This is a genomic window from Exiguobacterium sp. JMULE1, from assembly GCF_013337175.1.
Lineage (GTDB): Bacteria > Bacillota > Bacilli > Exiguobacteriales > Exiguobacteriaceae > Exiguobacterium_A > Exiguobacterium_A indicum.
Map to the genome: position 1 here is coordinate 2,355,163 of NZ_SGWC01000002.1, position 12,003 is coordinate 2,367,165.

The 12,003-nt window shown below is 30.1% G+C and carries 10 protein-coding genes and 1 pseudogene; 1 reads left to right on the forward strand and 10 read right to left on the reverse strand.

Features of this window, described 5'->3' with window-relative positions; translation table 11 throughout:
• Positions 1 to 31 precede the first annotated feature (31 nt).
• The 3 genes from EXW93_RS12595 to EXW93_RS16305 form a co-directional block, all read right to left on the reverse strand.
• The gene (locus EXW93_RS12595) at positions 32 to 541 is read right to left on the reverse strand and encodes a GNAT family N-acetyltransferase (RefSeq protein ID WP_023469196.1); all 510 of its coding nucleotides are present in this window, start codon (positions 539 to 541) and stop codon (positions 32 to 34) included.
• Positions 542 to 610: 69 nt separating this feature from the next.
• Positions 611 to 1,471, reverse strand: coding sequence for a DNA methyltransferase (locus EXW93_RS12600; RefSeq protein ID WP_371811224.1), 861 nt, complete (start codon positions 1,469 to 1,471; stop codon positions 611 to 613).
• Positions 1,456 to 1,656 (reverse strand): hypothetical protein, encoded by a 201-nt coding sequence (locus EXW93_RS16305; protein WP_217448916.1) that lies wholly within the window; start codon positions 1,654 to 1,656, stop codon positions 1,456 to 1,458. The genes EXW93_RS12600 and EXW93_RS16305 overlap by 16 nt, the downstream gene beginning before the upstream one ends.
• Positions 1,657 to 1,885: 229 nt before the next feature.
• Here EXW93_RS16305 and EXW93_RS12605 point away from each other — a divergent pair.
• Positions 1,886 to 2,824 (forward strand): annotated as a pseudogene (locus EXW93_RS12605) (IS30 family transposase).
• Between the two features lie 233 nt (positions 2,825 to 3,057).
• Here EXW93_RS12605 and EXW93_RS12610 read toward each other — a convergent pair.
• The 7 genes from EXW93_RS12610 to EXW93_RS12635 form a co-directional block, all read right to left on the reverse strand.
• The gene (locus EXW93_RS12610; protein ID WP_174316521.1) at positions 3,058 to 3,660 is read right to left on the reverse strand and encodes a phospholipase D-like domain-containing protein; all 603 of its coding nucleotides are present in this window, start codon (positions 3,658 to 3,660) and stop codon (positions 3,058 to 3,060) included.
• 253 nt (positions 3,661 to 3,913) lie between these two features.
• Positions 3,914 to 4,357 (reverse strand): Zn-binding domain-containing protein, encoded by a 444-nt coding sequence (locus EXW93_RS12615; RefSeq protein WP_174316522.1) that lies wholly within the window; start codon positions 4,355 to 4,357, stop codon positions 3,914 to 3,916.
• Positions 4,358 to 4,362: 5 nt separating this feature from the next.
• Complete coding sequence (locus EXW93_RS12620; protein WP_174316523.1) at positions 4,363 to 5,208, reverse strand: hypothetical protein; 846 nt, start codon at positions 5,206 to 5,208, stop codon at positions 4,363 to 4,365.
• A gap of 732 nt (positions 5,209 to 5,940) precedes the next feature.
• On the reverse strand, positions 5,941 to 8,325 hold the full coding sequence (locus EXW93_RS12625; protein WP_254606206.1) for a DEAD/DEAH box helicase family protein: 2,385 nt from the start codon (positions 8,323 to 8,325) through the stop codon (positions 5,941 to 5,943).
• Positions 8,326 to 8,342: 17 nt separating this feature from the next.
• Positions 8,343 to 9,281 carry a hypothetical protein gene (locus EXW93_RS16485; protein ID WP_254606207.1) on the reverse strand — a complete coding sequence of 313 codons (939 nt, stop codon included), beginning with the start codon at positions 9,279 to 9,281 and terminating at the stop codon, positions 8,343 to 8,345.
• A 30-nt stretch (positions 9,282 to 9,311) separates the two neighbouring features.
• Positions 9,312 to 11,753, reverse strand: a complete 2,442-nt coding sequence (locus EXW93_RS12630) for a DrmE family protein (protein ID WP_174316524.1) — start codon at positions 11,751 to 11,753, stop codon at positions 9,312 to 9,314.
• Between the two features lie 5 nt (positions 11,754 to 11,758).
• Positions 11,759 to 11,974: a hypothetical protein gene (locus EXW93_RS12635; protein ID WP_174316525.1), complete on the reverse strand. Its 216-nt coding sequence runs from the start codon at positions 11,972 to 11,974 to the stop codon at positions 11,759 to 11,761.
• Between the last annotated feature and the right edge of the window lie 29 nt (positions 11,975 to 12,003).

Below are 12,003 nucleotides of genomic sequence, written 5' to 3' on the forward strand. Positions count from 1 at the left end.
ATTCAGAGATAAGCCCACGGAGCATCTTTTTTTAGGATTCTTCCGTTGTATAAATCTTCGACATTGCCAGTTCATCAACGTATTCCCCATCGATGAAGAGCGACGCAATCCGTGTCCCTTCGATGTTAAAGCCAAACTTATGATAGAGCTCGATTGCCCGCAGGTTATCCTTGCGAACCGTCAACTCGAGTCGGATGAGTCCCGCTTCAATCGCAAAGGCATCAACCGCTTCAAGTAGACCCGCACCGAGTCCACGACCTGTATAAGCATCAAGTAAGCCGATGACGAGGTTTGCCCGGTGACGAATCCGACTCGGTTCACCTCCAACGACAAGCACATACCCAACGAGTTGCTCATCGACGTCCACGACAAAGATGTCCGAATTCGCAGCCTGACCGAACTTCTCGATGAACGCCTCCGCCTGTTCCGTTGACAGGACGCGTTCCTCCGGCTCATACAACATATATTTCGTTTCTCGATCAATTCGTCGCATCAAGTCCGATAAGGCTTTTCCGTCCATCAACGTGGCGCGTCGTATCATAGATTCAGCTCCGTTTCTTGAAATTCCCCATTCTTCTTTTTCTTATTTTCGCACTGTAGTATTGCAATATCACTTTGATTTTTCAACACTTTTGTCAAGATCAAAAAATCGATACTTTGCACCTTCAAGATACTCTTCAGCTATTTCTGAAACTATCCATTTTCTTTTTAATTTTTCTGCAACCTCAGCTGTAACACAACTTCCACCAAACGGATCAAACACAATATCGTTTTCATCTGTTAAAAATTTTATGAAAAACTCAGGAAGTTCAGAAGGGAATCTTGCAGGATGAATTTTTAAATTTAATTCTTTACACGCTTGAAGATATTTATCGGAGGATAATGTATTCGCAATTTCTAAGACATTATCTGAAAAATCTGCAGCAAGTTTTTGCTCTAAATAAATTTCAAAATTCGACATATATTCGTCATATACACTATCAATATATTTTGCAAAATCTATTTCTGTATTATATCCAATTAAATTTGAAGCTATTGCTCCTCCATTATCTTTTTGCCATGAGTTTTCAGACATAACATGTTGTGAAGGTCTTTTTCCACTATTATAGCCATTCTTTAAAAGACGCTTCATACTTGCTTTATAAGGAACTAAAACATTTTTATTATTAGCTTTTGGATTATCACTTTTAGATAACCACCATATTGGATTGATCGAGTCCTTAACTCTAACTTTTTTTATATTTACCCATTGAATAGGGCTTGGTAATTTAGCAGGATTATACCAATAAAATTCTTGTGCTAAATTAAAATTTGTTGGTCCATTACATAATTCAATTAGAAGTTCAAAATGATATAGGGATCGAACAGGCTTTTTAGACTTATAAGCACCGCCAATATCTATCACTAAGCTACCGTTTGGTTTAAGAATACGTTTAAACTCAAACGCAAAATTATTTACAAACCATTGAATGTATTCTTTCTCATCTTCATTTCCATAACTTTTTTTCTAAGTAAGGCAAATGGAGGCGATGTCATAATTAAATCTATACTTTCATCCGGAATTTCTTTGATGAACTCAATTGTGTTAGCCAAGTATGCTTCACCAAAATCCGTTTCAAAATATGGCTTACTTGGAATAGTATTAAAAATTGGCATGTATATCCTACTTTCTATATTAACTAGTTTAATTATATATAAAAGAAGGACATGCAGCAAAATTACTTTTGTGCAGTTTAAATTAAAAACAAACTAGAATATAATTAAATAATCATAATCTATGACGAATTGTAATATTAAGTGCAACATTTAGGAGAAAGCACAAAAAAACCCATAACGACCTCGTGTAGAATAAAGTTACCACACCACATTCAACGGAGGATACGTTATGAGCTATGTTCATCCTACCACATCAGAAAGAGTCAAAATAGAGACGTATCTCGAGCTAGGTTTCTCTGTCCGAAAGATTGCAGGACGCCTTGGGCGTAAACCTTCTACGATTTCACGAGATCTGAAACGAAATCCGCACTACGATGCTTCCCATGCCAACCAGCGTTATGTGGAGCGAAAAAAGAAGTGCGGTGCACGGACGAAGTTTATGTTTGAAAAAGGAGTCCACATTCTCGAAAAGTTACAGGAGACGTGGTCCCCTGAACAGATTACAGGACGCTTGTTCCAAGAAGAAGGACTCTCGTTCAAGACAATCTATCGTTGGATTTATACGGGCCTCGTCGAGGCTGATTCTGGACTCCTTCGATAAAAGGGAAAGCGTCAGAAACCACGTGAGACACGTGGGCGCTTCAACGTCGGACTGCCGATCAGTAAACGTCTGTCTGATGTCAAAGGGCGTCAAACGTTTGGGCATTGGGAGCTTGATACTGTTGTCTCGGGTAGAGGGAAATCCAAGGCTTGTGTCGCAACGTTCGTCGAAAGAAAGAGCCGTTTCTATCTCGCTGTACCGATGGAAGATCGGTCCGCTCCATCGATGGAGTCTGCGATTCAAGTATTGCATCGCTACTTCCCGTCGGGAACATTCCAAACTGCGACGACATATCGTGGAAAAGAGTTTAGCTGTCATGAACGAATTCGTGACACGTTAGGCGTACCCATGTATTTTGCGGACCCGTACTCTTCTTGGCAGCGTGGGAGTAACGAGAACGCCAATGGTCTTCTCCGCGAATTTTTCCCGAAGGGAACGGATTTCGGAAAGGTCAGTCGTTCTGAACTCGCTCAAGCGCTCGCCTGAATCAATGGGAGACCACGGAAATGTCTCAACTGGAAAACAGCATACGAGGTCTTCTCCGAAGAAGTGTTGCACTTAATTTGACAAACCGTCCTATAAAAAATAGAATACTTAGATGTTTTTTATTCGCTGTCTAATGTATAAGGTTGAAAAACCCTTTTTTTGCTCTTTTAACCAAATAAATATTTATTTTTTAATTCCTTTAAAATAAATAACTTCAAGCAAGAAGAATACTATCGCACTATATTTTGACAAGTTTGATAGTATTCTTCTAATAAATACCAGATGTGTTTATCTACTTCTTCAATCTATTTAAATTAGTTAAATTCTTTGAAATATTTTAAAGCTGTCCAACTTTCTACTAATAATGATAATTTTGAGCAATCTTCTTCAAATAACTTAATTCCAATTTCAAATTGTTGACTTAATGCTCTTTCACTAAAATTTGCAGAGCCTAAATATCCATATTTGTTATCAACAATCAAAAATTTCGAATGAAACAATAAACTATTGTTTAAGTTTTCGCTAGGGACAAAAATTATAAAATTTCTTTTAGGAAGTAAATTATTGATTTCTCTTATAAATGTTTGAGTATACTCAAGTTCTAATGCGTCAATTATAAACCATATTTTTAGATCTGGATGAACTTCTAGCGCAGATTGAATAGAATTATTTAAAATTTTAATTCCAGAAATCGAAAAATACGGTGCACAGAATATTATTTTATTTTCTGCTACAGATAAAATATCTTTCAAATATGATGTTAGTTCTTCAAATTCTATTCTTACATTCTGTGGCAATTGTTGTTTTACGCTATATTGCATATTCCATAATAATCTACTTGGAGGCTTTATTTTTATCTCCTTAGTAAAATTTCTATAAAAAATCATTTCATTAAATTTTTTATAGAAATGATCCATATCAGATATTGTATATACGTTTTCAGATACTTGTTCTATTAACGAATTTGATCTTAATATACTAAATAATACTGAAGCAATCTCTTGCGCTTCTTGTACATGCAGCTTTACAGCTTCAATCCAATCATTTTTGAAAATGAATACTCTGTAGAATTAACAAATAAAACGAAGCATTTAATACTTCAAGTTTATCAACCAAATCATACTTTACTAGAAATTTATATACTTCTACTATAATAACCACCTACACTAACTAGTTATTTACTTTACTATCGAGAAAACCTATTATTTGTTTCCCTTCAATAATTCCTCCTATTAATAGAGTTCTGCTTAAGCCTCTATTAAAATGTTGACATGAAAATTTCAAATAAGAACATGCATGACAAGCAGCTTTATGATCCTTACAGACTGGATCGTATAAACAAAGTTGAGCATGTTCAAATGAAGCATTAATCCACCTATTTAAATCATTTTCAAAAGCCGCAATCAAATTTCCCATGCCACCTCCCTGAATTTTCGAAACATATATTGCATATGAAAAACTCGATGGGAAGATGTACTCTGAAATACTGTCAACGTCTAATCCGATTATTGATTTACCTGCATTAAGCATCATGTGACTTAGCGTATGTATCAGTTGAAAAATAACGGAAGATAACATTTTCTCATCCATTTTTTCACCTAATTTTAAATTCATTTCAGCTAATTCAGCAGGATCGTACATACCAATTTTGGTTTTAAAGTATAATAACAACTCTGATTCTTTTTATTATGACTTTTTTCATCATCTTCAATAAATTGATTTATCTTCAACCACTTTAATATACGTTCAGGGCTTATTTTAAAAATTATTGCCTCGTTTTCGCTTAGTAAAGTTGGAATGACTGTTTGAACTGATCCTTGAATTTTTTGTTTATATGGATTTAAAATAACTTCATTTCTATTAGGACTTTTCCTAGTAAATCCGGGTGAAACAGTTAATACTGGAAACTTTTCTAATAAAGTTGCTTTTTCAATTCCTAAAATCATAAATTTAGACTTTACATCTTCTAAAATTTCAGTTTGCAGATAATCTTCAGACTCAATGGACTCTTTAATTTTATCTTCAACGGTCTTTCCTTCACTTTCATAAATACTAAATAGATACTCATGGAGCAGTCTATCATTATTAACTAGATCAACTAGTTCATCATCCAGTTTTACTTTAATCGAATCGAGAAAATTTTCAATATCTACTTTTAATGATTTATCTTCTAATAAATAAGGTTGGTTCATATTTTCAGCTATTACTTTTTGTAATAATTTTTTTTCAGCCTCATTATGTGCTGCTTCAAGTAACTTCATTGCAAAACTATTCGATTCTTGCAATTCAAAATTTTCATTAAAATCTATTTTATTAACTTTATCTAGTTCAAGTAAGGCTGCTAATTGAATAAAAGAAAAGTCGCTATTTTGTTTCCTCACTTTTAATTCTTCATTATTTAAATTAACAATATTTATTATTGCTGGCTTAAATACATCACCATCAGATGCATGTTTACCACTCATGAATCGTTTCATATCACTTGTAATTGGAAGTGTAGTAATATTAGCACCTAAAGATCCTAGATTTAAATTCTTTTTTTGTTATACCATGTTGCAGTTCGAAAACTTCTGGTATCATTCATTGTAATCCCATTATATTTTTCCTTAAAACTATTTCCTCCATTATTTATTACTTTTAATCCTTTTAAATCACCGTTTTCATGGATCATTAAATAAGGAAATTGTTTAAGGCTTGACTTCGAGTTACAGAATACACAATTTAGTGTAGGATTATCATTTTTTAATGATTCTATTGAATAATATTCATGTACATTATCACATAATCTACATCTAAAAACTAAAGGAAACAATTCATATTCCACTTCTTGAATTTCCCCAAAGTAATATTTTTTTACATCTTTCGGAAATAGTGATATTGATTTTTCTTCGGCAATTTTAGATTAAGCGGCCATTTGGTAATGAAATTAATTAATTCATCTTCTATCCTTGAGGTGTCAAAAGAAACTTTACTCAAATTTAAATTATTCACTTTAAAGTATCTACTATCATGAAGGAAAACAGCACCAGGTAAATATTTAAACATTACCTGGCTACGTCCTCTTGTAAAATCCTCATACATTTAATTTTTTCCTCCTCTTAAAAATGAAAACTTACTGTAATGTAAAATTATCCCTGTGTCTCTACCTACTTGAATTGGAATCCCATCTTCAATTTCTCTGAAACTACTCATTGGATTTAGTATTTCTTTATCTTTGATATATGTTGTTGTAGGACTAATTCTAATAAATTCCATTTTTCTTGATATAGATTTTTAATAAATACTTTTAGTTTCTCTCTAGTAGCTAATGGAAAGAATTCTGTATTACATCCGTATATATTAAAGAGTTGTTCTAATATCTCGTCGTGAACTGACTTTTCGTAGGCATTTCTATTCGAAATATATTTATCTACTTTTCCACACTTATCTAATACTTCTTTGTTAATTCCTGAATGAATTCCTAATAATAAACTACATAAAATGCTAGAAAAAGATTTTTCTACTGCCTTTACAGCCATACGATTAATTGGAACAGGGTCTACTAACTGATCTAAAAACTTGTGATTTTCTATAAAATATTGATACTGTGATCTCTCTTTCAAGTTTGTAGCTTTGAAAGAAACAAATACTAGTCCAACATTAGACCTTGCAGCACGACTTGATGCTTGAATATATTCAGATTGTTTCGATGGCATACCTGCCATAAAGAAATTATTAATTCGATCTAAATCTACTCCATGGCTGATGAGGCTAGTCGCATTTAGTACGTTCAACTTATTACCTATAGAAGATTCCCTCTCTGATTCAATTTGATCAATTACTTTAATTATTTTTTCCATGTCATTTTCACCAGTTAGAAACTCAGTTCTAAGTTTCAAGTCTTCAAGTTCATTTAGTCTTCTATTTATATCGTAGCCCATTGATTTATTATTAACGTAAACTGTAGTTAAGTCATAGTCTCCAATTATATCTACTAAATCAGATAGATTAGTCAGACCAATTTTTTTAAAATATATTTCAGGATTTGTGCTAATATTCGCGATTTCTTTCTGATACAAGTATACAGCTCTTGAAATTACCTCCTCTTGAGATTTTGAATGCGGTAGTAAACCTATATATAGTCTTCTTTTTCTTTCAGGTGTAGATGTTGCATAAAATGACTCTCCTGATTTATAACCCATTGAAGGGTATTTTCTAGGAGTTCTCATATAAAGATGTTTTATATGCTTCTCGTAAGCTTCAATTGTTGCTGTTGCAGCAATAATTTTTGGAATATGATCAGGCGATTTACAATAAGTCTTTGCGAGTTCCATTAAATAACCTTCGTTATGTGAAGATAAAGAACCTAACTCATCTTTAAGTAGATGTAATTCATCTTGTATAAACAAAGTTGGAACGGGATCATAAAATTGACTTTTTACTTTCATTATCTCATTAGTACTTTTAGAAGCTGTTACATTACATGATCCAAATTCATCATATCGACCAACAATACATTTATCTGAGAAATATCCATGTCTTTCACATCTCCCTTGCACTTGACCAAACAATTGTGAGAACTCTCTATATCTCCCAGCTATAGCTGTTTTATCGACAGTTCCACATATAACGCTTGGAACAAATCTATACACTTCCGAATCGGTTATAAAAATAGGTACATTCCCATTCATTTTATTTTTAACAAAACAATCTTCATTATTACATTTATGAACGTATCTCCATTGAGAATCGTTAAATAAAAAACTTAAAGGCTCATTGCAACTCGGACATTTGTGGATTAGCATTTTATTCATTTTAGTTATTTCATTTGCCAGAGCATCTTCTTTAGTTTTCTTTTTAACAAAGTTATCAGTATTACCACCACCTGCAAAAAAGCCGATCGAAAACGGCATGCCTTTCCCGCTTAAATTTTCATCTGCTAACCTGAACTTCTCAGCTACAATCAGTATTTTTGCAACTCGGTCTAGTTGGTTTTTAGATAACATCCTTAGAGGAAACCTTAGCCAAGCTGAGACACCTTTTTCCTTACCTCTTAAACGATCATAAAATAGTGTAGTTAGAATTGTTCCCAAATATGCTTCCGTTTTCCCGCCACCAGTTGGGAACCACAGTACATCAGCATAGAGTGAAGATTCTATAATCTCTTTGGCTCTTTGATCATTTGAAGGCATTTCACGATTATATAAAGCCGGGAACATCCTAACAATAAAAATAATTTGGAAAAGCCGCCAGCCTGTATATTTCTCTTGGCTAACCTCCTTGAAAACCTTATTTGTTAAATTAAAGGCTCTCATTAAATTCTTGTCTTTAGATAATGAATAAATTCCTAATTCAAACGACTTTATTTCGTCTTCAAATTCAAATAATAACTTTTTACATTGATCAATCTCATCTTGATTCTTAAGATAGATTTCGCTATCTCCATTATTGTTTATAAAATTCATCCATTCATTACAGTATTCTCTCATTTTTAGAACTATCTCGTTCAATTTATTAATTGAACTATTTGAAGTAATCAAATCTTCAAAATTTACAGGAATATCATCCCTTGTTCTATATAATTTTTGAAAAAATCTTGGCATAAACTCTGTAGTTAAGATTAATTTTTTGAATTTTCGATTTGTTTTACAATTGCAGTACAGTTTAACCCTTTGACTTTAAATTTGTTATCCAACATATAATTATTTCTAACCCCATCAAATATAAATGATGTATGTAAATCCTCATTTATATAAACTTCAATTTTACTATCATAAAATTCAATAGGATGGAATTCAAATTCATTATTATTAATAGAAGAATTAATTAAAGAAACAATTACTTTTTGGCTATTAGGATTATGTAAATAATCTAATAAATTTACCTTCAGTTCGAAATCATAGTTTGGAAGTGATTCTTCTAAATCACTAATATTGTTGATAAAATTATCATACTCTTCTTCAGATTCAAAAATTTTAGGAATATTTATTATTCCTTTTTTATTTACATATTCTTTTTTAACTTTAAACAACTCTAAATCCTTTCTCACAATCTGGATCAAGCTGTTAAATTCTTCTAATACTCTTAAATAATCATTTTCTTCAATAATCAGATTATTATTTTTAAACGTTGCTGTTAAATCTTTAAATACAAACGTAATCTTCTTATACTTTTCAACTAAAGAAAGTCCTTTTGATTTATGGTATTCCTTCGTTTCAATTTTTTCTGATTCTTTTATATTTATATCTAAGTATTGTAAAGAGTTCATTTGTTCTTGGAATGTAGGCTTTACTCTTATAAAAAAAGAAAATTCACCTGATAATTTAAAGGATAACGGCAAACTTTTGTTCACTAAAAACTCCATTCCCATACTTACATTTTTAGATATACTATTAAACCTTACATCTGGATCCATTTTATTATCTATTTCAATTTCATTTTCACCCTTAAATACACTATTAGGAAAAATTACTCCACCATAAATAATTGAACTTGGTTTGTTATTTAATACATAATTTACGTCTTTTCCTAGCAAGCCATTTTTTAAAATGTTTTCCATATATTCGATAAATTTTATCTGATTTTTTCATTAGAACTCATGTTCTTCCTCCTCAAAAGAATATTTATTTAAAACTTCAATCGCAAAATTTTTATTTAAATTTTTATATAGTAATTCATTAGGTATATCAGCTATACCCTCGACATTTATATAAGTTATTTTTGAAAAAGAAATCATTGATACAATATCTTCAGTTGGAATTACTATATCTTCTCCAATTCTAATCCACTCTTCTAATACATTATATTCCAATAATTGCTTCGAGTATGAATTAATCAATTTTGATATAGTTCTTCCTAATTGAATATGCATACTTCTTAACTTTGAAACTGAACTTAAAACAATTCTCATACTATCCATAAATTCTTCTTTTCCTGAAATGATAATTAATGCTCGTAAATTTACCTGATCTCTAACTATATTTTCATGTGTAAACCAATTAACTATAGTTACATAATTTTTAATATTACCTCCATTTAAATTTATAGCTTTTAAAATGTCTTCATACACATTTTTTTTATATCGCTGTCCTTTATTAAATTTTTCCCAAACACTTTCTAAAATTTCGTTCCAAATGCCTACTCCATGATTAATCCATTTCATTAAAGGCGTGTTAGAAGCTAACTTTAATATCTCATTAAATAAATCTGATTTCATATCATGATTTACCCTTATCCATAAATCTTCTAATTCAAAATTACTGACTTTCAAACTTTCAATCACATCTTTATTACCTCTCTGAATTTTTAAATGATCATCTACAGGTATAAAAATCCATTTTTTGTTTTCATCTAAATCCTCAATTTCAATTAATTGTGCTTTCGTAGTATATGCATAATTTATATTACTTAAACTTGAGATATAATCAGAGGTTGTTAATTCATAATTATCATTTGATTTCAATAATTCGAGTAATTTTACATCATCGAATATTGAAATATTGATATCTTTTGTTTCTAATAATTCCGCTTTTCCTTCTATAACAAATTTATAATTATTAAGCACATTAATGCTAATTTGTTTTTCCGTCTTAATATCATCTAAATGTTTAACGCCAATACGATTTAATGACTTTACAAATATTCTTATATCATTGTTATTATTATAGATATTATCTACATGTTTAAAATATCTTGTTTTATCATTTAATATACTAATAAATTCTATATTTACATTAAAAAAATTAAATGCAGAAAAATATTTTGTTGGGAATGGTGTTGTTAAAATAATAGTATCTGCTTTCACGTATTGACTTTTCATTTGTAATTCATGGAACTCTTTATATGTAAGTATTTCAATAACATTCGTATTATCTTTATTTAACTTATTTACAAATAAATTACGCTCGAATTTATCAATAATTAAGATAATGATTTTTATAGACGAATATTTTTTAAGTACTGAAAGTAAAAGCTCACTTCTTAAGCTATTACTTAATTCATATAAGAGATCATATAATTCTTCAAATACTTTATAAAAATGATGACTTAACAGTACCTCTATACTTTTTTCTTCTTCATCTAACGAAGGAATTTGTTTGATTTTTTTATATGCATCAAAAATATTTACTTGTTTAGACATACGTTTAGCTGTTTCATAATCTTTTAAGGGAACTATTAAATTCATCATTTGAACTTTTAATCGATCAATCTTCTGAATTTTTTCTGGATATAATCCATTTGATTTTCTACATAATTCTATTTCAATTTCGTACTTCTTTAAAATCTTTAAAAGATTTTTATCTATTGAAAAATATTCGTTAAGATTAAAACTAATATCAAACGATTTTAATACATCTAAACTATTATTTGTTCCCCAAGAATGTATATCATCATAATCTGGTTCATAAGTTATTATGCTATTTATAATTTTTTGCGTAGATTGATTAATAGGAAGTTTAAATGCATCAGCACTAGCTAAATAGGATAAGTAGGGGTCATTCGATGGAAGTATTACTATGACATGTTCTGCTTTATTCTTAGCCCACTCTATTATTTGTTTAGCTCTTTTTCTATGATACGTAGGAATAAAATCAATAATTATATACTTTACTTTCTTATCGAATTTTCCAATTAATTCTTTTTTATGCGCTCGATAAAATCCAATCCAAGGTAAAGTACCATCATCTTGAAAATTTATATTTTTAGAATTATTATTAAAGTTAAAAACTTTAAATTGTTTCGCTTTTACAATATATGTTGGAACATATTCTCTCAAATATTCACCCGAAAATGTTGTATTCCATACGTGCTGCAATAAATCAATATTATGAGAAACTAATAGTATTCCCTCGTTTTTATTAAAATTAATAAACTCTCGCTCTTCACTAATATTATTTCCAGTTAGTTTTAATAATTTTGATGCAATATCATTAAATATAATGTTATATGTTATTAAAATCGAAAAAGACGATGATAATTGTGGTAATGATAAATACGTAATTCCGTTAGGTTCAACTCCTTTTAAATTCATATTTTCTAATACACAATTAAAATAAATTTATCCAAATTATTGATTTTAATTTTTTGATTTTTATAGTTATCAATATCTATTGCGATTTTTTCTTCAAAATTAAAAATATTATTTTCAATTAAAGAAGATCCATAATCTTTTATAGAATTATAATCTCCTTTTTTAAAATTTATTGTTGTAGGAGTGATAAACAATTTTAGATTTTGTCGATTTATTTTCAAGAGTTCATACCTTCTTTTTCATAAAAGCT

Bases quoted from the DNA above. Each gene is read 5' to 3' on its own strand.
- EXW93_RS12595 (WP_023469196.1), bottom strand. From the start codon at position 541: ATGATACGACGCGCCACGTTGATGGACGGAAAAGCCTTATCGGACTTG.
- EXW93_RS16305 (WP_217448916.1), bottom strand. From the start codon at position 1,656: ATGCCAATTTTTAATACTATTCCAAGTAAGCCATATTTTGAAACGGAT.
- EXW93_RS12610 (WP_174316521.1), bottom strand. From the start codon at position 3,660: ATGGATCATTTCTATAAAAAATTTAATGAAATGATTTTTTATAGAAAT.
- EXW93_RS12615 (WP_174316522.1), bottom strand. From the start codon at position 4,357: ATGAATTTAAAATTAGGTGAAAAAATGGATGAGAAAATGTTATCTTCC.
- EXW93_RS12620 (WP_174316523.1), bottom strand. From the start codon at position 5,208: ATGAGTGGTAAACATGCATCTGATGGTGATGTATTTAAGCCAGCAATA.
- EXW93_RS12625 (WP_254606206.1), bottom strand. From the start codon at position 8,325: ATGCCAAGATTTTTTCAAAAATTATATAGAACAAGGGATGATATTCCT.
- EXW93_RS16485 (WP_254606207.1), bottom strand. From the start codon at position 9,281: ATGGAAAACATTTTAAAAAATGGCTTGCTAGGAAAAGACGTAAATTAT.
- EXW93_RS12630 (WP_174316524.1), bottom strand. From the start codon at position 11,753: ATGAATTTAAAAGGAGTTGAACCTAACGGAATTACGTATTTATCATTA.